This is a genomic window from Hamadaea sp. (genome assembly GCF_013362815.1).
GTDB lineage: Bacteria > Actinomycetota > Actinomycetes > Mycobacteriales > Micromonosporaceae > Hamadaea.
This window is the reverse complement of record NZ_JABFVK010000097.1, coordinates 25,352-49,680: the sequence shown is the minus strand read 5'-3', so window position 1 is coordinate 49,680 and position 24,329 is coordinate 25,352. Positions and strand designations below refer to the sequence as shown.

At 70.6% G+C, this 24,329-nt stretch carries 28 protein-coding genes and 1 pseudogene; 11 read left to right on the top strand and 18 right to left on the bottom strand.

The window, feature by feature from the left end; genetic code table 11:
* Positions 1 to 30: 30 nt before the first annotated feature.
* Positions 31 to 831 (bottom strand): phytanoyl-CoA dioxygenase family protein, encoded by an 801-nt coding sequence (locus HOV77_RS31585; RefSeq protein ID WP_290868962.1) that lies wholly within the window; start codon positions 829 to 831, stop codon positions 31 to 33.
* 66 nt (positions 832 to 897) lie between these two features.
* On the opposite strand from HOV77_RS31585, the gene HOV77_RS31580 reads away from it, so the two are divergent.
* On the top strand, positions 898 to 1,791 hold the full coding sequence (locus HOV77_RS31580; protein ID WP_290868959.1) for a helix-turn-helix domain-containing protein: 894 nt from the start codon (positions 898 to 900) through the stop codon (positions 1,789 to 1,791).
* 34 nt (positions 1,792 to 1,825) lie between these two features.
* Here the strand turns inward: HOV77_RS31580 and HOV77_RS31575 are convergent, their stop codons facing one another.
* A complete protein-coding gene (locus HOV77_RS31575) occupies positions 1,826 to 2,476 on the bottom strand; it encodes a response regulator transcription factor (protein WP_290868957.1) in 651 nt (216 codons plus the stop codon).
* The gene (locus HOV77_RS31570; protein ID WP_290868955.1) at positions 2,416 to 4,383 is read right to left on the bottom strand and encodes a sensor domain-containing protein; all 1,968 of its coding nucleotides are present in this window, start codon (positions 4,381 to 4,383) and stop codon (positions 2,416 to 2,418) included. Before HOV77_RS31570 ends, HOV77_RS31575 begins: the two co-directional genes overlap by 61 nt.
* A gap of 133 nt (positions 4,384 to 4,516) precedes the next feature.
* Between HOV77_RS31570 and HOV77_RS31565 the strand changes: the two genes are divergently transcribed.
* Together HOV77_RS31565 and HOV77_RS31560 are read left to right on the top strand one after the other, a co-directional pair.
* The gene (locus HOV77_RS31565; protein ID WP_290868953.1) at positions 4,517 to 5,449 is read left to right on the top strand and encodes an ABC transporter ATP-binding protein; all 933 of its coding nucleotides are present in this window, start codon (positions 4,517 to 4,519) and stop codon (positions 5,447 to 5,449) included.
* The gene (locus HOV77_RS31560) at positions 5,446 to 6,177 is read left to right on the top strand and encodes an ABC transporter permease (protein ID WP_290868951.1); all 732 of its coding nucleotides are present in this window, start codon (positions 5,446 to 5,448) and stop codon (positions 6,175 to 6,177) included. The genes HOV77_RS31565 and HOV77_RS31560 overlap by 4 nt, the downstream gene beginning before the upstream one ends.
* Positions 6,178 to 6,216: 39 nt before the next feature.
* Here the strand turns inward: HOV77_RS31560 and HOV77_RS31555 are convergent, their stop codons facing one another.
* The 5 genes from HOV77_RS31555 to HOV77_RS31535 are packed head-to-tail and all read right to left on the bottom strand — an operon-like array spanning position 6,217 to position 9,470.
* Positions 6,217 to 6,807, bottom strand: coding sequence for a TetR/AcrR family transcriptional regulator (locus HOV77_RS31555; RefSeq protein WP_290868949.1), 591 nt, complete (start codon positions 6,805 to 6,807; stop codon positions 6,217 to 6,219).
* A gap of 40 nt (positions 6,808 to 6,847) precedes the next feature.
* Entirely contained in the window at positions 6,848 to 7,336 is a 489-nt protein-coding gene (locus HOV77_RS31550) for a GNAT family N-acetyltransferase (protein ID WP_290868947.1), read from the bottom strand.
* A 21-nt stretch (positions 7,337 to 7,357) separates the two neighbouring features.
* A complete protein-coding gene (locus tag HOV77_RS31545) occupies positions 7,358 to 7,786 on the bottom strand; it encodes an ATP-binding protein (RefSeq protein ID WP_290868946.1) in 429 nt (142 codons plus the stop codon).
* Positions 7,773 to 8,645, bottom strand: coding sequence for an MEDS domain-containing protein (locus tag HOV77_RS31540; RefSeq protein ID WP_290868944.1), 873 nt, complete (start codon positions 8,643 to 8,645; stop codon positions 7,773 to 7,775). Before HOV77_RS31540 ends, HOV77_RS31545 begins: the two co-directional genes overlap by 14 nt.
* A gap of 45 nt (positions 8,646 to 8,690) precedes the next feature.
* Positions 8,691 to 9,470 carry an NAD(P)H-binding protein gene (locus tag HOV77_RS31535; protein ID WP_290868942.1) on the bottom strand — a complete coding sequence of 260 codons (780 nt, stop codon included), beginning with the start codon at positions 9,468 to 9,470 and terminating at the stop codon, positions 8,691 to 8,693.
* A 37-nt stretch (positions 9,471 to 9,507) separates the two neighbouring features.
* Here HOV77_RS31535 and HOV77_RS31530 point away from each other — a divergent pair, with 37 nt between their 5' ends.
* Together HOV77_RS31530 and HOV77_RS31525 are read left to right on the top strand one after the other, a co-directional pair.
* Positions 9,508 to 11,013, top strand: a complete 1,506-nt coding sequence (locus HOV77_RS31530; protein WP_290868940.1) for a histidine kinase — start codon at positions 9,508 to 9,510, stop codon at positions 11,011 to 11,013.
* Positions 11,010 to 11,693 carry a response regulator transcription factor gene (locus HOV77_RS31525; protein ID WP_290868938.1) on the top strand — a complete coding sequence of 228 codons (684 nt, stop codon included), beginning with the start codon at positions 11,010 to 11,012 and terminating at the stop codon, positions 11,691 to 11,693. The genes HOV77_RS31530 and HOV77_RS31525 overlap by 4 nt, the downstream gene beginning before the upstream one ends.
* Here the strand turns inward: HOV77_RS31525 and HOV77_RS31520 are convergent.
* Both HOV77_RS31520 and HOV77_RS31515 read right to left on the bottom strand, forming a co-directional pair.
* Positions 11,578 to 12,231 (bottom strand): DedA family protein, encoded by a 654-nt coding sequence (locus HOV77_RS31520; protein WP_290868936.1) that lies wholly within the window; start codon positions 12,229 to 12,231, stop codon positions 11,578 to 11,580. The two genes, HOV77_RS31525 and HOV77_RS31520, sit on opposite strands and share 116 nt — an antisense overlap.
* A 233-nt stretch (positions 12,232 to 12,464) precedes the next feature.
* Positions 12,465 to 13,331 carry an NAD(P)-dependent oxidoreductase gene (locus HOV77_RS31515; protein ID WP_290868934.1) on the bottom strand — a complete coding sequence of 289 codons (867 nt, stop codon included), beginning with the start codon at positions 13,329 to 13,331 and terminating at the stop codon, positions 12,465 to 12,467.
* 48 nt (positions 13,332 to 13,379) lie between these two features.
* Here HOV77_RS31515 and HOV77_RS31510 point away from each other — a divergent pair, with 48 nt between their 5' ends.
* Positions 13,380 to 13,811 (top strand): MarR family winged helix-turn-helix transcriptional regulator, encoded by a 432-nt coding sequence (locus HOV77_RS31510; RefSeq protein WP_290868932.1) that lies wholly within the window; start codon positions 13,380 to 13,382, stop codon positions 13,809 to 13,811.
* Here the strand turns inward: HOV77_RS31510 and HOV77_RS31505 are convergent.
* Entirely contained in the window at positions 13,801 to 14,325 is a 525-nt protein-coding gene (locus tag HOV77_RS31505; RefSeq protein ID WP_290868930.1) for a hypothetical protein, read from the bottom strand. The genes HOV77_RS31510 and HOV77_RS31505 overlap by 11 nt on opposite strands.
* Before the next feature lie 40 nt (positions 14,326 to 14,365).
* Between HOV77_RS31505 and HOV77_RS31500 the strand changes: the two genes are divergently transcribed.
* Complete coding sequence (locus HOV77_RS31500; protein ID WP_290868928.1) at positions 14,366 to 14,854, top strand: GNAT family N-acetyltransferase; 489 nt, start codon at positions 14,366 to 14,368, stop codon at positions 14,852 to 14,854.
* A 1-nt stretch (position 14,855) separates the two neighbouring features.
* On the opposite strand, the gene HOV77_RS31495 is transcribed toward HOV77_RS31500, so the two are convergent.
* The 3 genes from HOV77_RS31495 to HOV77_RS31485 all read right to left on the bottom strand — a co-directional run bounded on the left by HOV77_RS31495 (position 14,856) and on the right by HOV77_RS31485 (position 17,395).
* Positions 14,856 to 16,250, bottom strand: coding sequence for a hypothetical protein (locus HOV77_RS31495; protein WP_290868926.1), 1,395 nt, complete (start codon positions 16,248 to 16,250; stop codon positions 14,856 to 14,858).
* Positions 16,247 to 16,771, bottom strand: coding sequence for a SigE family RNA polymerase sigma factor (locus HOV77_RS31490; RefSeq protein ID WP_290868924.1), 525 nt, complete (start codon positions 16,769 to 16,771; stop codon positions 16,247 to 16,249). The genes HOV77_RS31495 and HOV77_RS31490 overlap by 4 nt, the downstream gene beginning before the upstream one ends.
* Positions 16,772 to 16,960: 189 nt before the next feature.
* Positions 16,961 to 17,395 carry a nitroreductase family deazaflavin-dependent oxidoreductase gene (locus HOV77_RS31485; RefSeq protein WP_290869115.1) on the bottom strand — a complete coding sequence of 145 codons (435 nt, stop codon included), beginning with the start codon at positions 17,393 to 17,395 and terminating at the stop codon, positions 16,961 to 16,963.
* A 230-nt stretch (positions 17,396 to 17,625) separates the two neighbouring features.
* On the opposite strand from HOV77_RS31485, the gene HOV77_RS31480 reads away from it, so the two are divergent.
* Entirely contained in the window at positions 17,626 to 18,651 is a 1,026-nt protein-coding gene (locus tag HOV77_RS31480) for an acyl-CoA desaturase (RefSeq protein ID WP_290868922.1), read from the top strand.
* A gap of 4 nt (positions 18,652 to 18,655) precedes the next feature.
* Here the strand turns inward: HOV77_RS31480 and HOV77_RS31475 are convergent, their stop codons facing one another.
* On the bottom strand, positions 18,656 to 19,129 hold the full coding sequence (locus HOV77_RS31475; RefSeq protein WP_290868920.1) for a MerR family transcriptional regulator: 474 nt from the start codon (positions 19,127 to 19,129) through the stop codon (positions 18,656 to 18,658).
* 9 nt (positions 19,130 to 19,138) lie between these two features.
* On the bottom strand, positions 19,139 to 20,005 hold the full coding sequence (locus tag HOV77_RS31470; protein WP_290868917.1) for an SDR family NAD(P)-dependent oxidoreductase: 867 nt from the start codon (positions 20,003 to 20,005) through the stop codon (positions 19,139 to 19,141).
* 127 nt (positions 20,006 to 20,132) lie between these two features.
* Here HOV77_RS31470 and HOV77_RS31465 point away from each other — a divergent pair, with 127 nt between their 5' ends.
* Positions 20,133 to 20,309 (top strand): hypothetical protein, encoded by a 177-nt coding sequence (locus HOV77_RS31465; RefSeq protein WP_290868914.1) that lies wholly within the window; start codon positions 20,133 to 20,135, stop codon positions 20,307 to 20,309.
* An 18-nt stretch (positions 20,310 to 20,327) separates the two neighbouring features.
* Here the strand turns inward: HOV77_RS31465 and HOV77_RS31460 are convergent, their stop codons facing one another.
* Complete coding sequence (locus tag HOV77_RS31460) at positions 20,328 to 21,359, bottom strand: ABC transporter permease subunit (protein ID WP_290868911.1); 1,032 nt, start codon at positions 21,357 to 21,359, stop codon at positions 20,328 to 20,330.
* A gap of 50 nt (positions 21,360 to 21,409) precedes the next feature.
* Positions 21,410 to 22,066 (bottom strand): annotated as a pseudogene (locus HOV77_RS31455) (ABC transporter ATP-binding protein); the annotation flags it as partial.
* 119 nt (positions 22,067 to 22,185) lie between these two features.
* Between HOV77_RS31455 and HOV77_RS31450 the strand changes: the two are divergent.
* On the top strand, positions 22,186 to 23,442 hold the full coding sequence (locus tag HOV77_RS31450; RefSeq protein ID WP_290868910.1) for a histidine kinase: 1,257 nt from the start codon (positions 22,186 to 22,188) through the stop codon (positions 23,440 to 23,442).
* Complete coding sequence (locus HOV77_RS31445; protein WP_290868907.1) at positions 23,439 to 24,086, top strand: response regulator transcription factor; 648 nt, start codon at positions 23,439 to 23,441, stop codon at positions 24,084 to 24,086. Before HOV77_RS31450 ends, HOV77_RS31445 begins: the two co-directional genes overlap by 4 nt.
* The last annotated feature ends 243 nt before the right edge of the window (positions 24,087 to 24,329 follow it).

Genomic DNA, 24,329 nt, shown 5'->3' with positions numbered 1-24,329 from the left:
GCGAAGTCCACCGGTATGCGGCCGGCGGGGTCAGTGCGGCCCCATCGCTTCGAACTCCGTACCGCAGGGCCCCGCTCCCTCACTCAGCGGCAGCACCACCCGGTCGCCGCTCATCGACATCGTCTGGTACCAGCTGCCGATGCGCTCCGCCGACCGGCCCACGTAGTGACAGATGAACGAGCGGCGGAAGCGGTCGGCGGTGCGGTTCGGCTGCGAACCGTGCACCAGACTGCCGTTGAAGAACAGCACGTCACCCGGCTGCATGTCCACCGGCACCGCGGCCAGGCCCGGCGGCGGCGGCACGTACTCCCGGACGAACGACAGCTCGGGGTCGGCCTCCTCCGGGCAGAACAGGTCCATTCGGTGCGTACCGGGGACGACTTCCAGCCCGCCGTTCTCGCGGTCGATGACGTCACAGGCGATCCAGGCGGCGACGCAGGTGCCCGGTTCGACCCGGAGGTAGAAGTTGTCCTGGTGCAGCGCCTGACCGCGCGCGCCCGGCGGCTTGAAGTAGAACATGCTCTGCGCGGCGAGCACCTCCTCGCCGAGCAACGTCTCCAGGACGGTACGCAGCCTCGGCTCCAGCAGATAGCGCAGCGCGAGGTCGTTGATCTGGTGGGGATGCATCACCCGCGGATAGGTGTGCAGGGGATCGAAGGGCTCGCCGTCCTCCGGCACCCGCGGCTGGAAATGCCCGGGGACGGGCCCGGCGGCGGGCATCGCCATGAACTCCGTCCGCAACTCCTCGATCTCGGCCGCGCTGAACAGTCCCCGGACCACCAGGTAGCCCTGCTCCTCGAACTGCTCGACCAAATTGTCTGTCGCTGTCATGCCTCTCCTCCTGGCGTCTCGTTACACCAGCAACGCTAGGCTTATCGGCGTCGTGAAGGGATGCCCATGACTGCTGCCCCCGTGCCCGATTCTGCTGACGTGCCACCGCTGTCGGGACTCGTGATCGTCGATCACTACGACCAGGCGGCCGGCTACAGCGTCAGCCGTCCGCACGGCGCGGACAGCTGGCTGTTCACCTGGACGACCGGTGGCTCGGGGCGGATGCGGCAAGGCCGGACCGTCGTCGACACCGGTCCAGGCGACCTCGTCGTGCTCGGCCCCGGCGTCCGGCAGCACTACGAAGTGGCTCCCGGAACCGGGCAGTGGACCTTCTGGTGGGCGCATTGCCAGGCCCGCGCGACGTGGTCGTCCTGGCTGCGGCCCTACTCCCGGGGCGATCGGCTGTACGCGGTCGGCGGTGTGCCGGAGGGCGTACGGGAACGTGTCGAGACCGGCTTCCGGCGTATGCACGCCGACGCCCGCTGGACCGGCACGGCCGCCCCGCCCGAACCCGAGCTCACCACCACCCGAGCGGCAGTGGCACACAGCGACGCCGCCCGGGAATTGGCGCTGTGCGCGTTGGAGGAGATCGTCCTGCTCGCCACGACGGCCGCCCGGCCGGATCGGCCCGAACCCCGGCTCGACGACCGGATCAGCCGGGCGCAGGCGCTGATCGCCGCCGACCCGGGCGCACCGCATACGGTGCGGTCGCTGGCCGCCGCCGTCGCGATCTCGCCGTCGCGGTTCGCCCACCTGTACGCCGACCAGACCGGCCAGAGCCCGATGCAAGCCCTGCGTGACGCCCGGCTGGTGTTCGCCGCCCGGCTGCTCGAGGCGACCGAGCTGCCGGTCGAACGGGTCGCCGCCGCGTCCGGCTTTCCCAGCGCTTCGCATTTCAGCCGCGCGTTTCGGCAGCGGTACGGCGTCCCGCCCGGCTCGTACCGCTCCCTTCGCCGGTGACGTCACCGCTGAAGGCTGGGTGCCCCGCGCGCGTTCAGCGGGCGCTGTTCAAATACGCGAGAACCGCCAGCACCCGCCGATTGTCGTCGTCGGACGGGGCCAGCCCGAGTTTGCCGAAGATGCTCGCGGTGTGTTTGCCGACCGCGCCCTCGCTCATGTACAGCCGCTGGGCGATCGCCGCGTTGGACCGGCCTTCGGCCATCAGCCCGAGTACTTCGGTTTCCCGAGGAGTCAGCTGGTCGACCGGGCCGTTCGGCTGTGCGCGGGTGAGCAGCTTGGCGATGACGTCCGGATCCATCGCGGTGCCGCCCGCGGCCACTCGGCGGATCGCGTCGACGAACTGGTCGGCGTTCAGTACGCGATCCTTGAGCAGGTAGCCGACGCCACCGGAGCCGTCCTCGAGCAGCTCGCGGGCGTACAGCTGCTCGACGTGCTGGGAGAGGACCAGGACGGGGAGGCCGGGACGGCGTCGGCGGGCCGCCAAGGCGATCCGGAGTCCTTCGTCGGTGTTGGTCGGCGGGAGGCGTACGTCGACGATCGCGACGTCGGGCTCGTGCTCGTCCAGCGCGGCTGCCAGCTCCGGGCCGGTCTCGGCCGCCGCGACGACGGTGAACCCGTGCGCCGTCAGAAGCTGAACCAGTCCTTCCCGGAGGAGGTAGAGGTCCTCGGCGAGGACGACACGCATGGCAGCTCCATGATCAGCTCGGTGGGACCGCCGGGCGGACTCGACAGCGACAGGGTCCCGTCGAAGATACCGAGCCGCCGGGCGAGCCCGCGCAGGCCGCTCCCCCGATCCGGGTCCGCGCCGCCTTGCCCGTCGTCGCGTACGCACATCCGCAGCACGTCGGGGTCACCGGTGCGCTCGCCGAGGATGAGGTCCAGGCGTACGGCGACCTTCCGGGCGCGGGCGTGCTTCGCGGCGTTGCCGAGCGCCTCGGCCAGCGAGAAGTACGCCGCCGCCTCGATCGGCTCGGGCAGCCGCATCGGCAGGTCGATGTCGACGGTCACCGTGAGCGGACTGTCCAGCGCCAGCGCGCGTACGGCGTCGGCGAGACCTCGTTCGGCCAGCACCGGCGGATGGATGCCGCGGACGACCTCCCGGAGTTCGCGCAGCGCCAGCGCGGCCGCCTCCCGGGTCTGCCCGGCCAGGTCCTTGGCGGCCGCCGGATCGGTGTCGATGAGCTGCTCGATCGCGCCCAGCCGCAGACCCAGCGCCACCAGCCGGGCCTGCGTGCCGTCGTGCAGGTCCCGCTCGATGCGGCGCAACTCCCGGGCCGCGGCGTCGCTCGCGTCGGCCCTCGACAGGGTCAGCTGCTCGACCCGCTGGGCGAGCACGGTCTCGCCGGCCGGTTGCAGGAGTAGCCGGGTCCAGCGGCCGTGCAGCCGCAGGGCGGCCGGTGCGATCGCCACCCCCGTCGCGGCCAGTATCAGGCCGCCCGGAATCGCCAGGCCGGGATGACCGAAGAAGGTCCCATACCAGAAGCTCGCGGGCGAATCGCTCACGAACAGGTGCACGATCCGAGGCAGGATGAGACCCCAGATGCCGTAGACGACCAGTGCCACCGGCACTCCCGCGATGAGCCCGCCGATGATCGGATCGGTTCCCCGCCACACGAATTCCCGCCACGTCGCCGGATCGCTCTGCACCCAGTAGAGCCGCTGAGTCCAGGATGCCCAGCGCTCCGACTTGTAGAGGCTCTTGCGCACCCGGAACATGCCGTCCGGGCGGCGCACCAACGGCAGCAGCGGCCGGTAGGGGCTCGGGATCGACACGCCCGACCAATGCGCGAGCGACCTCCGCCAGTCGGCCAGCCAGCGCAGATCCGCCTGCGCCCATGGGACCACGAAGACCAGGCCGACACCGTAGCCGAGAATCAAGGCGATCGCGGTCGCGGCGAACACCGGGATCGCGACCAGACTCGTGAGCAGGAGCAGGGCCAGTCGCACCACCGGTGACGAGGCCTTCGCGACCCATGCGCGTACCCGATGATCTGCTTGGACGTCCTGGACGTCGGTCCGCAGCACCGAGCCGCCCAGCAGGCGCCGATGGAACCGCGCGGTCACCCGCAGACCTTGCGGCGCGACGGCGAGGCCGACCACCGCACCCGCCGCGACCAGCAGGAACGTCAGGAGTGGGCTGGGCGCGGGGGCGAAGATCGCGGCCGCGACCGGCAACGCCAGCGGCAGGACGCCCAGCAGCCCGGCGAGCGGCGAGACGGCCAGCCAGCCCAGATCGCGCCAGGTCGCGTTGTCGCCCAGCACCCAGTCGATGCGATCGGCGAGCCGGGGCCACCACAGTCGCTTGTAGAGCTGGCGATCGCGCTGATACCAGCCGTCGGCCTGGGGCTGCGGCAAGGGCGGCGCGGGCACGTAGGGTTCGCGGATCTCGATGCCGGTGAGCTCGCCGGTACGCCGCCGCACGACGCCGGTGAGCCGGCGCACGGCGAGCAGCGGGCCGGGCACGAGGAAGACCAGGCCGAGCAGGAACCCCGGGACGAACATGGCGAGCACGGGAATCAGGCACAGCAGGCCGAACAGGCTCAGAGCGTAGAGCTCCAGACCTGCCGCGAACGCGCGCAATCGGGCCGACATGGAGCCCAGTCTGGCGGGTCCGGCGGCGACTTCGCACGGGGGCCAGGTCCCCGATGGGGGTAGGGCTAGGTCTACCCCCATCGGAGAGCCAACCGGATACTGCGCGACGCCGCCGATTTCTAGCGTCTTGGGCATGACAGTGCTGGAAGTCCTCAACCTTCACAAGCGGTACGGCGAGCGGATCGCCGTCGACGACGTGAGCTTCTCCGTAGAGCGCGGCGAGATCTTCGGCATCCTCGGACGCAACGGCGCCGGCAAGACGACTACCGTCGAGTGCGTCGGCGGACTGCGTACGCCGGACCGGGGCGACATCCGGGTGCTGGGCCTCGATCCGCAGCGCGACCGCGACCGGCTCCGCCGGATCCTGGGCATGCAGCTCCAGGAGTCGGCCCTGCAGGACCGGATCACGGTACGCGAGGCGTTGCAGTTGTTCGCCTCCTTCTACCCCGACCCCGCCCGGCCGGAGCAGCTGATCGACGACCTCGGGCTCGCCGGCTCGGCGAACACGGCGTACGCGAAGCTGTCGGGCGGTCAGAAACAGCGGCTGTCGATCGCGTTGGCGCTGGTAGGCAACCCTCGCCTGGCCATCCTGGACGAGCTGACGACTGGGCTCGACCCGCAGGCGCGCCGCGACACGTGGCAGCTCATCTCCGACATCCGCGACCGCGGCGTGACGATTCTGCTGGTCACGCACTTCATGGACGAGGCGGAGCGGCTGTGCGACCGGGTCGCCGTGATCCACGACGGGCGGATCGCCGCCCTGGACACTCCGGCCGGGCTCGCCGCCAAGGTCGCCACCGGCCAGGTGCTCACCTTCCGCCTCGCCCGGCCGGTCCCGCTCGACGGCCTGCCCGGCGTCACAGCCGTCACCGCCGACGGCGACCGGTTCACCGTACGCGGCAACGACGAAGCGCTGCCCGCCGTCGTCGCCGAGCTGGCCCGGCAGGGGCTCAGCCCGCTCGGCCTCCGCGTCGAACAGTCCACACTCGACGACGCTTTCGTGCAGCTAACCGCCCAGACTTCCGCAAGCACCGCTTCCGCGAGCACCGATGGAGTGACCCGATGAACGCGACCATGTTCCGCACCGAACTGCGTCTTTACTTCCGCGACGTCGCGGCCGTCATCTTCGGCATCCTGCTCGCCCCGGCGATCCTGGCGGTGCTGGGGAGCGTACCGGCGTTCCGGGCGGCCGATCCGGAACTCGGCGGGCGGTCGACCATCTCGATCTACGTGCCGATCATGCTCACCATGGCGGTCGCGATGGTCGCGCTCAGCATGCTGCCGGCGCAGCTCGCAACCTACCGGGAACGCGGGATCCTGCGCCGCCTGGCGGCCACCCCGGCGCGGGCCCGTGACCTGCTGGCCGCTCAGGCGCTGACCCAGCTCACCGTGCTGGGCATCGGGGTGCTGCTCGTGCTGACGGTCGGCTGGCTCGCGTACGGCGTCGACCTGCCCAGCAACCCGACCGCGTTCGTGCTGGGCTTCCTGCTGGTCGCAGCCACTTTGTTCGGCATCGGGCTCGTGCTGGCCACGGCCGGCAGCGCCAAGATGACGCAAGGTCTCGGGTCGCTGACCTTCTTCCCCCTGATGTTCTTCGCCGGCCTCTGGGTTCCACGTGAGGTCATGCCCGAGACGTTGCAGCGCATCGGCGAATACACCCCGCTCGGGGCGGGCGTCCAGGTCATGCAGGACGCGACCGTCGGGCACTGGCGGCAGGCGCTGCACGTGGTGGTGCTGTGCGCGTACGCGGCGGTGGCGTGGGGAGTCGCGGCTCGGTTCTTCCGCTGGTCCTGACTCTTCTCGACAATGGCCGCCGGTTCAGCCGGCGGCCATTCACACTTCGCGGGTCGCCGCCGCCACCAGGGCCCGCGCAGTCTCCCGAACGGTCCGTGCCGCCTCCGCGTGGCCGTAACCCGCCACGTCGAGCAGCCAGATCAACGCTTCGATGCCCACGGCCGACCGGATCGCCACGGCCAGGGCGTGCACGTCCAGCTCCGGGTGGGTCTCCCGCAAAGGCGCCAAGGCGTCCTCGATCCACCGCACCGCGCGGCCCTGACGCAACGTCGGCCGTTCCGCTTCCGGCTCCAGGGATACGCGTAAAGCAGCGCGCAGTTGAGGTTCCCAGGTGAAGTTGTACTCGCAGAACGCCGCCATGAACGCGTCGAGCCGGTCCGGCAGGGTGGCGGGCGCGTCCGGGCCCAGCAACGAGTCCGGGGAGATCTCGGGGTGCGCCGCCATGAGCAGCAGGCGCTGATTCGGAAAGTATCGGTAGGCCGTCGTCCGCGAGATGCCGGCCGCCTCCGCAGCCTCCTCGACCTGCGGCGTCTGACCATCGGCGAGCAGTCGCCGGGTCGCGTCGACCAGCGCCTGCCGGGTGCGGGCCTTCTGGCCGACCCGGCCGGTGGCCTCATAGGGCATGGACATCGCCCATGATCGTACCGCCGGCGCGGGAACGGTAGCCGCTCTAGAGCGCGACCTCCATCCACACGTCCTCCGGTACGCCGGGACGCTCGGGGTCGGTGGTCCGGCCGATCTCCCGGAACCCGTGAGCCCGATAGAACGCCGCCGCCCGCTCGTTGCCCTCCAGGTACTCCAGGCGGAGCCGGTCGTCGCCGCGTCGGCGCAGCCGGTCGAAGACGGCCGCCATCAGCGCCGAACCCACACCTGCGCCCTGCATTCCGGGGAGCACATACAGCTTCCACAGCACCGGTACGCCATCCTTCGCGCCCAGTCCCGCCATGCCGACGATGCGCCCGCCCACCTCGGCGACCAGCACGTCGCCTGTCGCGATCCCGCGCTCGGTGGCTTCGATCGACCACCAGGTGGCCAGCGCCCACTCCACATACTCCGGACCGGTCAGCGGCACATACGTCGGCGGCCACGCGGCCAAACCGACCGCGCGTACGCCGTCCGTGTCGGCGAGGCCGGCCTGGCGCACGGTGATCGTCGTCATCGGGACATCATGCCGAGCGGGCTAGTGGAGGGCGAAGGCGGCCGTCACGGTGGCACCCTGATGGTTGGCGATCTCGACGCTGGCGGCGAGCCGGCGGACGATCCACAGTCCCCGGCCGCCGGGATCGGCCAGCGGCACCGGCTGCGAGCCGCTGTCGAGGTCGGTCAGGCCCGGGCCGTCGTCGGCGACCTGGCAATAGAGCAGGTCGCCGGAGCGCCAGAGGCGAAGCCGGCCGCGCCCGCCGCCGTGGCGTACGGCGTTGATGGCGAGCTCGTGGCAGGCGAGCACGATCTCCCCCGCTCGCCGTGAGTCTGCGCCGAGTTCGGAGGCATGCGCCGCGATCGCCGAGCGCAGGGCGTACAGGCCGGCCGCGTCGAACTGTTGCTCGAGCAGATCGGCCGCGACGCCGGGCCGGTCGCGTTCGGGCGGGCGCAGCTCAGGGGTGCTCATCGACTTCGATCAATCGTATTCGGACGTCGGACGGCGAACCCGAGGACCGTACGCCGAGGAGCCGAAGGACGGCGGCGACCACCGGAGAGGCCACGATCGTCATCGTCCGCCCGGGCGGCAGCGAGAGCGCCGTCTTCGCGACGAGCGTGGCGCACGCGACGTCGATGAACTGCAACTTGGCCAGGTTCAAGTACAGCTGGTGGTCGAGCCGGACCGCTTCGGACAACGCCTGTTCCAGCGGGTCGCGATGGGTGTAGTCGAGTTCACCGGCGATGCGTACGCCGGGCGGCCGGTGCTGCCGGCAGATCCGGAGCACCGGATCGTCGTGGTACGCCAGCGCCGCGACCGTCTTGGCGTGCGACCGCGCGGCGAAGGCCAGCGTGACCGGGTCGAAACGGTCGCGGTCGTATTCGCAGATCGCGGTCAGTTTGCCCGAACTGAACAGGCTGCCGAGCGCGGTCTCGAACTCGGCCAGCCGCTCCGCCGCCGGGGACGGCGAGACCGCCCAGCACATGTCGGCCGAGACCCGTAGGCCGGGGAAGCCCTGCTCGACCGAGGCGGCCAGTTCGGTGCTGAGAACGTCGACGACAGGTTGCGCACCGACCCCCGCCAGGCCGGCGTCCCGGCTCGGCGCGATCACCAGCTGCCCCGCGCGGGCCCCAGTGACATCCCGGCTGACCAGCTCGGCCGTCATCTGGTCTGCCGAGAGGTCCTCGGTGTAGCAGATGATCTTGTCACCGCGATCCAGCCCGTCGGCGATGAACGCGGCCACGATGTCCAGTCGTTCGTCGCGGTCGGAGTAGGTCAGGCACGCGTGGTCGCCCGGACGCAACTCGTCGACCGTGATCGGTTCCGACACGCCTCCTCCTTCCCTAGCGAACGACCTCTACCCAGATCCGACCCTTCAGATGCGCGCCGCCGGCCGGCCGAGCAGCCGGTTGACCTCATCGCTGACCGCTGACCAGCGGTTCTGCCGGATGGCGGCGAACATCGAGGTGTAGGCGTACACCCACCAGGGTTCCTCGCCGCCGAGCGTCAGCGAGGCCGCGAACTCCGCCTCCGGGCATTCTTCGAAGGCGTACCCGGCGGCAGCGGCGACGTCCGCGCCGGAGAGGCTCTGCTCGCCGGTCAGATCGTGGTGGCGGTTCGTCGGACCGGCCAGCGCCAGCGCGGCGAGACAGTCGGCCACGTCGTCTCGGGCCACCAGCGACACGCTGCAACCGCCGGTCGGCAGCCGCACAGTGCCGTCCGCCGCGACCTGCCGCACCAGGCCGCCGAAGAATTCGGCGAACAGGCCCGCGCGGGCGATCGAGTAGCCCAGCCCACTGCCGCGCAACATCTGCTCGGTGAAGCCATTCGTGTACGCGTAACAGAAGGGCGAGTCCAAAGCCGAGTCGAGCCCGCTGAGCAGCACGACGTGCCCGACTCCGGCGTCGGCCGCCGCCTGCAGCACGTTCTGGTGATGCGCGATCATCCGGGCGGCTTCGCCGTCGCTGGAGACGAAGACGAGGGTGTCCACGCCCTTGAGGGCCGCCCGCAGCGCCGACACATCCTCATACGGAGCGTCTCGCCGGGTGAGCCGGACGATCTGCGACTCGGCGACCGACTCGGTGCTCGACTCGAGGAGCCGCTGAGCGACCCGGCCGCCCACCCGGCCGGTGCTGCCGGTGATCGCGATCTTCATGACCACACCCTAACGGTAGGCCCGCTACCGTGGGTTCATGCTCCATGCCGCCCGGCTCCGCGACGGCGTCGGCGCCGTCGGAGTTGCGGCCGTCGTCGTGGCGGAGCTCTGGGGTGGCTGGCCCGGGATGGTTCTCGGGCTCGGGTTGACCGCGATCGCGTACGCTGCGGCCAGGCGAGCGCCCGTCTGGACGCTGGCGGCCGGTTCCGCGGCGAACCTAGTGATCCCGATCGGCACCAACGAGCTGCCGGTCTGGCCGATCCTGCTGTCGATCCTCGCCGCCCTGGTGGCCGGTCGCCGGATGCCCCGCGCCGCACCGGCCGCCGTTGTGTTCGGGCTGGTCGCGCTGGCCGGGCTGGGCCTCGCCGTCGCCGGGCTCGGTGATCTGTGGGCCTGGATCGAGGTGCTGATCCCGCTGGCGGTGTTCGCCGTGCTGCCCTGGTGGGCCGGGCAGTACGCCCGTCAGCGAGCCGCGCTCGTGGAGGCCGGTTGGCTCCGGGCCGAACAGCTGGAACGTGAACGGCAACTCGTCGCCGAGGAGGCCCGCCTCCGGGAGCGCACCCGGATCGCGCGGGACATGCACGACTCGCTCGGCCACGAACTCAGCCTCATCGCCCTGCGCGCTGGAGCCCTCGAACTCGATTCGCACCTGTCGGAAGACCATCGCACGGCAGCCGCCGACGTCCGAGTCGCGGCCGCCGACGCCACCGAACGGCTGCGGGAGATCATCGGCGTGCTCGCCGGCGACGCCGGCCCCGAGGTCGCCCCGACCGAGCCGCACGTGCCGGACCTCGTCGAGCTGGTCCGGCGTACGCGGGACTCCGGGATGGCCGTCTCGCTCAGTGGCTCTGCGGCCGACGACTTACCGGCCATGGGACGGCTTTCGGCGTATCGCATAGTGCAGGAAGCCTTGACCAACGCGGCGAAGCACGCGCCGGGCGCGGCCGTGACCGTCGACGTGCGGCGCGTGGGTGACCGGGTGACGGTGACCGTGCGTAACGGACCGGGTGGACCCGCGACGGTGGAACCGGGCGGCCGGGGCCTGGTCGGGATGACGGAGCGGGCCCGGCTGGCGGGCGGGACGCTGCGGGCGGGGCCGATCGACGGCGGATTCGAGCTGGTCGCGGAGCTGCCGGTGGACGGCGCTCCCCCGATGCCGCCGCCACCGCCACCGGCGCGCGAATCGGCTCGCCGGTCCGTCCGCCGTACGCTGTGGGGCGGCGTCGCGGTGCAGCTCGCGGCGTTCGCGGCGATCGGGCTCATCGTGCTGGGGCTCCGGGTGTATGAGGTCACGACATCCTATGTAGACACAGCCGCTTACCAGTCCTTCCAGCTCGGGCAGCTCCGGTCCGACCTGGACCTGCCGTCGCACCAGGTGGACGGGCGTCCCGAGGTGACCGAGCCTGCCGCGCCCGACGGGGCGGAATGCGAGTATTACCGGGTGAACACCGATCTGTTCGCCGGTCCCATCGACGTCTACCGGCTGTGTTTCCGCGACGGCCGCCTGGTCACCAAGGACCTGATCCCGGGCCGGTCCCGATGATCCGGCTCCTCGTCGCCGACGACGAGCCGATGATCCGGTCGGGCGTACGCGCGATCCTGGCGAGCGACCCGGGCATCGAGCTCGTCGCCGAGGCGGGTGACGGCCGCGAAGCGGTTGAGCTGGCTCTTCGCCATCGGCCCGACGTCGCACTGCTCGACATCCGCATGCCCAAGCTCGACGGTCTGGCCGCCGCCCGGGAGATCCGCCGGGGCCTCCCGGAGACGGCCGTTCTCATGCTGACCACGTTCGGCGAGGACGAGTACATCTCGGCGGCGCTGGCCGCCGGAGCATCCGGGTTCCTGCTGAAATCCGGTGATCCCCGCGAACTGCCGGCCGGCGTACGCGCGGCGGCGGAGGGCGCGGCTTTCCTGTCCCCCCGCGTCGCCCGGCGAGTCATCGCCCACCTCGGCGGCGACCAGCTCACCCGGGTCGCCGACGCCCGCGCCCGGGTCGGCCGGTTGTCCGAGCGGGAACGGGAGGTGCTCGCCCTGATCGGGGCCGGACTGTCCAATCAGGAGATCAGCGAACGGCTCTTCCTCGGGGCGGGGACCGTCAAGACCCACGTCAGTTCGATCTTGACCCGACTCGATCTGCGTAACCGGGTGCAGGCGGCGATTCTGGCGTACGAGGCCGGGCTTTCCGGTGCCGCAGATACCGAGTCGCCTCCACCGCCACGGTGATCGAGACCGCGATGCCGAGTCCCAGCAAGAGCCCGTGCAACGGGTCGTCCTCGAACGCCCGCCCGCCCAGGTAGCCGATCAGTCCCGAGTAGAGGGCCCAGGATGACGCGGCGATCGCGTCGAACATCGCGAACTTCCGCCTCGGGTACGCCGCCGCCCCGGTGGTCATCGTCGCCGCGGTCCGGCCACCGGGGATGTACCGGGCGACGACCAGCAACAGCCCGCCCCGTTCCTGCAATGCCTTCGACGCCCACTCGTACGCCGCCCGCCGCTTGCTGTCCGGGGGCATCCGGCGCAGCAGACCCTGCCCGGCGGTGCGGCCGATGTGATACGAGACGTGATCGCCCACGAACGCGCCAAGCGCCGCCACTCCGATCACCAGTGCCAGGTTGGGCCGGCCTCCGGCGGCGAAGACGCCCGCGGTGATCACCATCGTCTCGGCCGGGACGATCGGGAAGAACCCGTCGAGCACGGCGACCGCGAACAACACCAGGTAGACCCAGGGCGAGGCGACCGCCGACTCCAGCATGTGCATCATGCCCTCGACGTTATGGATCTTGGCGGGCTCCGGCTTCTGCCGAACGTCGCCGCTGACCCTGAGCTTCCTCAGGGTCCTGCGCGCTCGCGTTATCCGGGGCGCGCCCGCGTTGTCCCGAGGCGCGCTCGGGTGGGCGCGCTCGCGTTATCCGGGATAACGCGGTCTCGAACACTGTGCGAGGGGACGTTATCCGGCATTCTGCGATGATCATGACGAACGCCGGCGGCCGACGCTCATCGCTCGTGCACAGCCAGCCACGCCGTGTAGTCCGCCACCGCGCGGTCCAGGGCGTACGCGGGCACGAACTCCGTGTCCGCGCTCAGCCGCGTCACGTCCAGCGCAGCCTGCGCCTCACCCCCGTCCGTCAGCGCGATCCGGGCCCCGGGCACCACCCGCTCGATCGCCCCCGCCAGCTCCCGGTTCGAGGTCACTCTGCCGCTCCCGATGTTGTACGCCGAATGCCGCAGTCGGGATGACGTCGCCAAATGGGCCACTGCTGCGCCGCAGTCCTTGGCGTACAGCATGTCTATGGCGTCGTCGGCGGCCGCCGTGGGCTGCTCTCCGCGTACGACCTGGTGAATGAGACCTGGCGCGGCGAAGAAGGGTGACGCGGACCGGCCGCGCGGTCCCCAGATCGCGCCGATGCGGGCCGTGACCGCCGGGACCTCCCGCTGAGCCGCGGCGACCGTCTCCGCGATCTTCTTCACGGCCGGGATGGCGTGCGGGCTCGCGACCGGCAATCGGGCGTCCTCGTGGTAGAACCCGTCGTCCGGCGTGACCCCGGCATAGACGCCGATGCTGCTGGCGAGCAGCACTCGCTCCACGTTCCACTCGTACGCCGCGCGGAGCACGCTGAACAGGCCGAGCGTGTCGGCCCAGAGCTTGTCGAGTGTGGACCCTTCGGTCAACCCGGCCGCGGCGAGGTGCACGACGCGCGTGATCGGGTAGCGACTGCCCAAGGCCAGCACGCTCGCCAGATCGGTGACGTCCACGGGCGTCGGCCCCTGCCGCCGGGCGATCACGACCTCTTCGCCGAAGTCGCGCAGCGCCTGCGTGACGTGCGTGCCGAGGAAACCTCCACCACCGGTAACCAGAATCATGAGGGCCGCTCCAAATCGTTAGCCTGCTAACGATCATACACTGGACGCGTGACCGACGTCGTCCGCCTACTCACCCGGGCCCAGAAGCTGCTACGCACCGCTACCGATTCGGCGATGCAGGAACACGGCGTACGCATCGGCCAGAACCTCGTCCTCGAAGTGCTCTGGGACACCGACGGTCTCACTCCGGGCGACCTGGCGGCCCGGCTGGACGTCGCCACCCCCACCGTGGTCAACACCGCCGCTCGCATGGAAGCCGCGGGCCTGCTCGAACGCCGCCGCGATCCGGACGACCGGCGGCTGGTCCGGCTCTACCTCACCCCGAAAGCCCGCGCCGCCGAGGCACCCATCTCCGCCGCCCGGCGCGAAATCGCCGCGCGTGCGCTCGCCGCGCTCACGCCGGAGGAGCTCACGCACCTGGAGAACGCGCTGACGAAGATCGTCACCACCCTCGGCGGTACGCGCGAGACTACGCGCTGAGGGCTTGGGCGATGGCGTTGCTCACCGCCGTACGCGTGGCGTCCTCACCCGTGGCGGAGACCACCGACACGTTGCCCACCCCGGGGGCGGGCGTCTGGTCGCCGGCCACCACGATGACGAACTTCTGGTGGGGGCTCTCCCGGGCGACCTCGGTGACCGTCTCGACCGGCAGCTTCCCGGCGGCCACGATCACCGCGCATCGGCTGAGGACCAGCGAGTTCACGAAGGTGCGCCCGTTCGACACGTCCTGCGGCCCCGCGATGGACAGGAACCGCACCTGGCCGAGCGTCTTCAGCGAGGCGTCCTGCATACCGGCCCAGACGGGTTTCGCCGCCGATGACGAGATCCCCGCCGAATCGGTCAGCAGGCAAGCGCTGACGTCGCGGTATTGACGCGCGCGCGGCTCCTCCTCGGATCGCGGCCAGAGCACGAAGGCAGCGATGACGATGAGAATCAGACCCGCGCCCGCCAGCCAATACCACCGGCGTACGCCCGAGAACATGCGCGCCCACATGCGCGGAAGGATATCTGCTCTCCGACGATAATGTCTCGGTGTGATCATTCGAGCTGCCGTGGACTCCGACTGGCCCCGGATCTGGCCCTTCTTCTCCGCGATCGTCGCTGCCGGTGAGACTTACGCGTACCCGGAAGACCTGACCTCGGAAACCGCGCGTCCGTTGTGGATGGAGACGCCGCCGGCACAGACGGTCGTGGCCGTCGACGGTGAGTCCGTGCTGGGCTCGGCGAAGTTCGGGCCGAACCGGCCCGGCCGGGGCGCGCACATCGCGACCGCGAGCTTCATGGTGAGCCCGCAGGCGCAGGGCCGCGGCGTGGGACGGGCGCTCGGCGAGTACGCCTTGGCGTGGGCGCGGCAGCGGGGATACCACGGCATGCAGTTCAACGCGGTCGTCGAGACCAACGAACCGGCCGTGCACCTGTGGCAGGACCTGGGCTTCCGGATCATCGGCACGGTCCCGGAGGCGTTCCGCCACCCGCGCCACGGGCTCGTCGGCCTGCATGTCATGTATCACCCGCTGCGCTGAATCACCGGACCGGCTCAGCCGGCCGGCTCTCCCGGACCGAGATCGGCCCGTCGCAGATGGACGGATCGTGCTCGTCGCAGCTCGCGCCGCGGTCCTTGTCGCTGAACTGACGCGTCGCCAGCAGCGCTCCCCCGCCGTCGTAGAACCGGACCTCGCTGTCGATCCCGGCGGGCGTGTTCAGCCAGCCGACGCCGTTGCTGAGCCCGATGCCGACGGTGTGCCCGCTCGCGTCGGTGAACTCGGCTCGAGCCGCTGCCGGAGGAGCGACGGCGTACACCCGATCGTCGGTCATCGCCGCGAACGACGGCAACCGCAGCAAGAGGAAGGCCTGATCCGGCGGCCCGGCGGTGCCGTTTCCAATCGGAAGGTTGCGGGTGTCCTCGGTGCCGGCCTCGAAGACGTAGAGGGAGTACGGACCGCCGCCGTCGGCCGTGATCGCCTGCACTACGACGGCGTACGCCTCGCCTTGCTTGGTGCCGGGCATGGTGAGGCGGTCGCTCCACAACACCCGGTACTTCGCTCCCGGTCCGGATAGGCCAGTCGAGTAGGCGAGATAGTTCGCCGCCATCTGCGCGTACGACGCCGGAATCGCGGTTCCATGTCCAAGCACCGGCTGCGGGTCGACCTCCACGGCCGCATCGGGCGCTCGCCCGCCGACGCCCTCCCAGATCACCATGTCCCCCATGCGTACGCGCAGCCGCTCGCGCCAGGTCAGATCCGGGTACGCCACGTAACCCTGATCTGCCGCGACCGGAGTCCACGTACGCCGGACGCCGGTCGAGCTGTAGACCGAAGTCGCCTTGTCGATGCTCGCCCCGGCCGGGCCGAGAAGCAGGTAGGTCTCCGACCGATCGGAGCCCATCTTCGCCGTATCCGTGTGCACGACGGGTTCCAGCTCGCCCGACCCGCTGTTGTAGAGGTCGCCCGGGTCGTCGCCGACCGAGCCTTGGAAGAGCGCCTCCAGCGGCCACCCGTCGAGTCCGGCGACGATTGCGATCCGGCGGGTGCCGACGTCGCCGGCGAAGAGCACCTTGATCAGGTCCGGGTCGGAGGGCATGTGCGGGCCGTTCGGTCCCCGTCCCACGTTGGCGACCGCTGCCGCCCGCTCGCGTAGGCCGGCCAGGAACTTCTCGTCCCCGGCGAGGCTGCCGCGCGTCGGCGAGTTCAGCAGCGGAGCCACCGCGGCGGGCGGCGGTCCCGGCTCCGGATCATAAGTCGGCAGAACGATCGCCTTGAACCCGAGGGGCACCGCGATCAGGATCGCCACTGCGGCGGCCGTCATCGCCGTCGTCCGCCGGCGAACCCGGCGTCGGCGCAGCAGCCGCTCGTACGGCTGAGGCCGGGCCACCACCACCTCGGCGCGCTCGCGAAGGGTTCGTTGCAGCTCGTCGATCATCGCGCGCCTCCGGTCCCGTTGATGCGTAGCTTGTCCCGAGGTCCGCCCGCGTCGAGCACCAGCGGCTCGCCGAGCAGATCCCGCAGCCGGGCGAGACCCCGGGAGGAGTGGCTCTTCACCGTGCCGAGGCTCACCTCCAGCACCCTGGCGGTCTCCTCTTCGGACAAGTCTTCCCAGTAGCGCAGCACCAGCACGGCCCGCATCCGAGCCGGCAACCGGCTCAGCGCCACCCACATCGCGTCCCGTTCCTCGATGGCGGTGTCTCGCACGGGCCGGTCGGGCAGCACCGCGGTGAGGATCTCCCGGATCGGCCGCCGCCACGAGTTGGCCAGCTGGTTGACCATGATCCGGCGGACGTACGCCTCCGGATGGTCCATGCGCCGCCAGCGGGGCATCGCGGCGAGCAGGGCCGCCTGCAGGAGGTCCTCGGCGCGATCCGGCGACCCGCACAGCAGGTACGCCGTCCGCAGCAGCGCGGTGTAGCGCTGTTCTACGAAGGCACGGAATTCGTCGTCGGGCATCGGCTCGCTTTCTGGTCGCCTCTACCCTCATGAACACGTGACCGCGCCAAAAGGTTGAGCGGTCCTACGCGTGATCCACATCCCGGCGCGTGTCGTTTCGGTGGACGAATCTGACACGGTACGGGCTGTGGATCACCATCCGACGCCCGCTCGCCAGGCGACGACGAACGTTACGGAGATCGTCAGCGGTCAGCCGCTTATCGGCTCCAGCACGAAGACGGGGATCTGGCGCTCGGTCTTGCGCTGATAGTCGGCGTAAGGCGGATAGGCCGCGACCGCCCGCTCCCACCAGATCGCCTTCTCGTCGCCGGACACCTCACGCGCCCGATATTCCCGGTTTGTCCGGCCATCCTGGAGTTCCACGACCGGTTCGGCGACCAGGCTCGCGTACCACTGGGGGTTCTTGGGCGCGCCGCCCTGGGATGCCACGGCCGCGTACGCCCCGTCGTGTTCGACCCGCATGACCGGAGTCTTGCGGATCTTGCCGCTCTTGGCGCCCCGATAGGTCATCAGCACGGTCGCCAGCCCTCGGATCGTCACTCCGTCGGTCGTCCCGGTCCGCATGATCTGCTCGACGTGCTTGCGGACCCACCCGGTCGCGCTCGGTTCATAGTCTCCGGTCATCGTCACGCTGCTCTCCAACGCCCCGGCCCGAGCTGCTATTCCACGGCTCGGCCACGCATCGCCGATCCAATCTGGACAGTCGGTCGGCCGTCCAGTTGGAACTGCGTCGCGAACTGACGGATCAGCCGGCGGATTGAGGCCCGCCCGAGGGATCGGACTGGGGCCAGCCCCACCCCCGCTCGGGGGGCAGCGGGATTGGTTCGGAGCGCCCCGGCCACGAGGCTGGGAGCATGACTGATACGACGGCCCTCGCCAGTCCGGCCACCGTCCGCGGCAGCGATTTCGCCCGCCTGTCCGAACGCGTCAAACGAGCCGGGCTGCTCGACCGGCGGCCCGGCTACTACGCCCTTCGCATCGGGCTGGTGATCGCGGCGTACGCCGGAAGCTGGGTCGCCTTCGCAATGGTCGGCGATTCCTGGCTGCAGATCATCGTCGCGCTCGCGCTGGCCGCCGTGTTCGCCCAGGTGGCCCTCGTCGCCCACGACCTGGCCCACCGCCAGGTGTTCAGCACCCGCAAGGCGAGCGAGGTCGCCGGTCTCCTCGCGGGCAACCTGGGCATCGGCATGAGCTACGGCTGGTGGATGGACAAGCACACCCGCCACCACGCCAACCCCAACCATGAGGACCACGACCCCGACGTCTCCCCCGACATCCTGATCTGGTCGACCGATCAGGCGCGGACGGCGAAGGGGGTGGCCCGGTTCGTCGGCCGTGTCCAGGGGTTCTTGTTCTTCCCGCTGCTGCTGCTGGAAGGGCTGAACCTGCACGTCTCCGGCGTCCGGGCGCTGCGAAAGGGCGGCATGCGGCACCGGGCTGCCGAGATCGTGTTGTTCGTGCTGCACTTCGCGGCGTACTTCGGGGCGGTCTTCACCGTCTTGCCGCTGGGCAAGGGACTCGCCTTCATCGCCGTGCACCAGGCCGCCTTCGGCCTCTACCTCGGCTGCACGTTCGCCCCCAACCACAAGGGCATGCCGATGGCGACCGACGACCTCGACTTCCTCCGTAAGCAGGTGCTGACCTCGCGGAACGTGACCGGCGGGCCGGTGCTCGACGTCGTGCTCGGCGGCCTGAACCACCAGATCGAGCACCACTTGTTCCCGAGTATGCCGTCGGCCAACCTGCGCCGGGCCAAGCCGATCGTCCGGCGGTTCTGCGCCGAGATCGGGGTGCCCTACGAGGAGTGCGGCCTGTTCCGGTCGTACGCGATCGCGCTGCGCCATCTGCACGCAGTCGGCCGGCCCCTGCGCACGGCCTGAGCCGTCAGACCCCGTCCGGGCCGGTCTCGCCGCCGTAGGTCGAGATCTTGTATTCGGTGGCGGCCAGCGACAAGGTCAGTTCCCGGAGGCGGCGGCGGATGATGTCCCGGTGCTCGAGCAGCATGTCCAGCCGCTCGGGCACCGTGTCCGGTCCGGCGTCCACCAGCTCGATGTAGTGCTGGAGATCGCGCATCGGCATCCCGGACAGCCGCATCCGGGTCAGGAAGACGAGCCGCCGTACGGCGTCCGCGTCGTAGACCCGGTAGCCGTTGGCGTCGCGAGCGACCTCGACCAGCCCGGCCCGTTCGTAGTAGCGCAACGTATGCGGCGAGATATCCAGCATGTCGGCCACCTCATTGATGGCCATCGCCGCCGGGACGTCGCCGAGGCCGGTGAGCCGGTGAATGGCTTCGACCGACAACGGATCGTCCTCGCCGAGAGTTTCCAGCACCCGCGTCATCAGGTCTTCCGTCGCCATGGCGCAAGCCTAGACCGGGCGGGCCGAGGCCGGGACGTCGGCGAAGTCTGCGCTACGGGCGACGTCCGCCCACTCGGCGACCTCCGCGAGCCCACGCCGGTACGCCCCGGAGATCCGGTCGACCGCCTCCCGCCCCAACGGCAGCCGGAGCGGCAGAGACTCGCCGTGGACCAGCGAGACGATGATGTCGGCCGCCCGATCCGGGTCGCCTTCCTGGCGGCCGTCGGCCCCGGCCATGTCGGCGCGGACGGCGGCCAGCATCGAGGCGTACGCGTCGGACGTGTCCGCGAACTCCAGCGTGCCACCGGAGTTGAAGTCGGTCCGGAAGCGGCTCGGTTCGACGATCATCACGCGTACGCCGAACGGCGCGACCTCTCCCGCGAGCGCCTCGGACCAGCCCTCCAGCGCGAACTTCGATGCCGAGTACGCCGCCACGCCGGGGAACGACGTCCGGCCGCCCTGGCTGCTCATCTGGACGATGGACCCGGAGCCTTGGGCTCGCATCACCGGCAGCACCGCCCGGACCAGGGCGGCCGGACCGAACAGGTGCAGGTCCATCAGCTCGCGCAGCTGAGCGTCGGACACCTCCTCGACGGCTCCGACGACCGCCCGTCCGGCGTTGTTCACGAGCACGTCGATCCGGTCGAACCGCTCGACCGCGGCTTGGACGAGTGTCGCCGCGGCGGAGACGTCCCGGGCGTCGTACTTCGTGACCAGGCAGGTGTCGGGGTACTTCGCCGCCAGGTCGGTCAAACTCTCTGGCCGCCGCACAGCCGCGACGACGAGATCCCCGCCGGCCAGCGCTTTCTCGGCGAGCGAGCGGCCGAAGCCCCGGGACGCTCCGGTGATGATCCAGGTCAGTTGTGTCTTCGTCATGGCCGCGACGCTATGGCTTCGAGCGCGCTCGAACGCAAACCTCAAAACGTGCGATTGTGACTACGGCCACTCCCGAAGTACGACCTTGCAGGATTATCGAACTGCGCAACCGGGTATGGACGGCGCCATGATCCCCGAGCCTGGCCAGACCATCGTCGCCGACCGAATCCGGAACGAATCCACTGACCAGCGGCCCCGTGACTTCGCCGAGGTCGCCGACGCCGGAGACCAGCTGTCGCCCTGCCACACCCTGAACCACACAGATCAGGACTGCACCGGGCGCCACCAGGTCGGACTCACCTGACCGCCCATACCCCGAGCGTCAGCGACGCCGGATCCGCCACCACCCGAACCCGCCCACCAGCATCGCGAGCCCGATCAGCAGGCCCGACTCGATCAGCTGAAAGGGCCAGTACCGCCGATTCGGCTGGTACGCCACGTCGACGTGCAAGTCGCGCGCGCCCAGGCAGTCAGCCGCAGCGCCAAAGGTGCCCCCAGACCCGGAAGAGCCAGAGCCGGAAGAGCCCGGGGCCGGCGGCGCGATGCAAGCGCCGAACACGGCGGGGTCCAGCGTCCGGCCGTCCCGCGTACGCAGATCGCTGGCGGAGGTGACCCAAGCGTCCGGCACGGTCAACCCGCGTACGGAGGGCCGGTTGGTCAGCCCGCCCAATCCCCGCAATTCGTTGATGGCGGACGCGGTCATCGCCCGGGTCTCGTGGGACGGCGGCAGCAGATGCGGGCGTACGCCGTTGGCCACCACGAATTGCGTGACGATCACGAGCAGGCCGGTCAGCGCCATCGCCGGCACGGTACGCCGCATGACGAGGCCGAGAACCGCGCCGGTCACGAACCCGAACACGGCGTACGCGATCGGCACGACGTCGCGAGCGCCGAAGACGATGGTGGTGAACCGATCCCCCGCCGCCGTGTCGACCGGGCCGGCCGCCCAGGTCAGCATCCCGGTCAGCACGGATACGGCAAGCACGACCGCAGCCGCGACGACCAGCATCTTGATCGTGAACCACCGTCGCCGGCCGATGCTCTGACTCCACACCAGTCGATGCGTACCGGTCTCGAACTCGCGCGCGATCAGCGGTGCACCCCAGAACATCCCGATCAGGGCGGGCACCAGCAGCACACCCGCGTCGATGAACAACAGCATGTTCTGGTGTTCAGCGGCGTACTGCCGCAGCGCGTCGGCGCATCTCACCGCATCGGCGCAGCTCGCGAGGTACGAACGACGGGACTGCTTCAGGCGTATCCCCAGCAGGAGAAGGGGAACCACGGCCGCGAGCAGGGCGATCAGCCCGGCCAGCGCGGAGGTCCGGAATTGCCGCCAGCTGAGCCAGATCATCGCGGGCCTCCCGTCATGTAGCCGAGCGCGATCTCCTCGAGCCCGCCGCTGTGCCGCGCGAGAATGTCGCGGACCTCGCCCGCGAGCTGGACCCGGCCGTCGCGAAGCAGCACGAGGTAGTCGCAGACTCGCTCCACATCGGACAGCAGGTGTGAGGACAACACCGCGCTCGCGCCGAGGTCGGTCACGAACTCGACCAGGCTTGTCATGAAGCCGTTGCGTGCCAACGGGTCCAATGCCGCGGCTGGTTCGTCCAGGACGAGCAGGTCGGGGCGTTTCGCGGCGGCCACGGTGAGCGCCAGCTGCGCGCGCTGACCACCGGACAGCCGCCCGGCACGCTGACGCAGATCGATGCCGAGCTGCTCGATCCGCCGGCGGGCCAGCGCCGCGTCCCAGCGCGGATTCAACCGCTCGCCGAGCCGCAGGTGCTCGCCGACGGACAGCCCGGCATAGACGGGCGTATCTTGCGCCACGAAACCGACGGCCGCCGGGTCCGCGCCCGGACGGCGGCCGAGCACCGTCAGCACGCCGCCGCTCGGCTCGATCAAACCACAGATGAGCTGCAACAACGTCGACTTGCCCGCGCCGTTCGGCCCGACCAGCCCGACGATCCGGCCCGGCGGCACCGCCAGCTCCACCTCGGCCAGCGCGGTCCGCCGGCCATACCGTTTGGTGAGGGCCGTGGCCCTCAACGCTTCCGTTGACATGCGGCCAGCCTGGGTCGCCGCCGGGTGGTCGCGCATCGGCTCGAAGAAGGGGTACGCACAGCGGCGAACCCTACTTTCGGCGGTGACGGCGCAGCTCACGCCGTGGGTAGCGTGGGCGCGTGCCTACCTGGGAGCAGTTCGAACGACGCGTCGTCTCCACCGCCAACGTGTTGCTGGCCGGAGCATTGGCGGCGACCGCGGCCCTGGTGGCGCTAGCCGTCACCGTGAGCTGGGGCGGGCGCGCGGCGTTGTTCGGGCTGGTGACCGGCCTCGTCACGGGTATGTTCGCGCTGCTCCGCGACCGGTTGCCGGGAGCGTACGCCGCCGTCGCGGGATTGGCCGTCGCCGCGGTCGCGACGCCGATCGCGTCTGCCTTCGAGCTGCCGAGGGAACCCGGCCCGGCCTCGATCCTGGCGCTGTCCGTACTGGTCGGCGCGGCGATCCGGCGGCAGCCGGTCGTGTGGGGCGGCCTGGTCACGGCGGCGTACGCCGTCATCGTGGTCGGCAGCCATCTACTCGCCCCGGCGACCTCGTCGGGCACTGTCACCGGCTTCGCCGTGCTGGGCTGGCTGGGCGCGGTGACCACCGGACTCAGCCTGCGGCTGGTCGACCTGCGTCGCCGTTACTCCGCCGACCAGGTACGCCGAGACGAGCGCCTGGCGCTGGCCCGCGAACTGCACGACGTCGCCGCGCACCACCTGACCGGAATCGTCGTGCAGACCCAGGCGGCTCGGATCGTCGCGCGTACGCGACCGGCGGAGGTGGCCGACGCGCTGGCGGAGATCGAGACGGCGGCGGCCGAGGCGCTCACCGCGACCCGGCGCGTGGTCGGCGTACTGCGGGATTCCGGCGACGCCCCGCCGACGACGCCCCAGCCGGAAGGTCTCGCCGACCTGGTTCGCCGGTTTCCCGGGCCACCCGTCGATCTGCGTACGCCGCCCGAGTACGCCTCCGGCGCAGCGTGGCCGCCCGAGCTCGCGACGACGGTCTACCGGATCGTGCAGGAGTCGCTCACGAACGTCGCCCGGCACGCGCCGGGAGCACGGCAGGTCTCCGTCACCGTGGAGTCACCGGTGGACGGGGTGCTCACCGTGCGGGTGGCCGATGACGGACCGGCCACGTCCTCGGGGTTGTCGTCCGGCGTCTTGTCTTCCGGCGTCATGTCTTCCGGCGTCATGTCTTCCGGCGTCATGTCTTCCGGCTCGTCGCACGGGCTGCTCGGGATGCGCGAGCGAGTTTCGGCGCTCGGCGGGACGCTGACTGCCGGACCTGCGCCGGGCGGCGGGTGGGTCGTGTCCGCTTCGCTCCCCGCTCCCGGCGCTCGCGGCTCTTCCGCCCCGGCCGGGACCTCGGACGAGGCCGGGACGGTCCGATGATCAGCGTCCTGATCGCCGACGACCAGGCGATGGTCCGCAGCGGCCTGCGGCTGATCCTGTCCGACCAGCCCGACATCGAAGTCGTGGGCGAGGCGGCCGACGGCGTGGCGGCGATCGAGCAAGCCCGGCGGCTTCGGCCGGACGTCTGCCTGGTCGACATCCGGATGCCCCGGCTGGACGGGCTCGCCGTGACCCGCGCGCTGGCCGGACCGGGCGTCGCCGCCCCACTGCGAGTCGTCGTGGTCACCACGTTCGACCTCGACGAATACGTCTACGGCGCGCTGCGGGACGGCGCGGCCGGGTTCCTGCTGAAGGACGCCGGTCCGGCGTTGCTCGCCGAAGCCGTGCGAGCGGCGTACGCCGGCGACTCCCTCATCTCACCGTCGATCACCGTACGCCTGTTGCGGCATCTCACCGCGGCGACGACCGTCGACACCATCAAGCCGTGGGGCAAACTGTCGGATCGTGAGCTGGACGTCGTCCGGGCGATCGCCCGCGGGCTGACCAATCAGGAGATCGCCGCCGAGCTGTTCATCTCGCTGAGCACGGTGAAGAGCCACGTCTCCGGCATCCAGACGAAGCTCGGCGTACGCAATCGGGTGGAGATCGCCGCCTGGGCCTGGCAGACCCGCCTGGTCTCCTAACGCCGCCCCCGCCCTCTCTCCCCCGCCCCCGCCCGGGCCGGTGGTCATGGAGTTACAGTCCGTCGGCAAAGCGCCGCCGAGGACCTGGACATGATCCTGTTCCCTGGGTCTGCGATTTTCGGCTCGCATCGACCGACATGTGCCCGTGATATGCGCCCGAAGGCGGATTTCCGCAGACCATGGGTACTTGATCATCATTTCTGGCCAGAAAACGCAGACCACGGGAACGTGATCTTGGCGCAC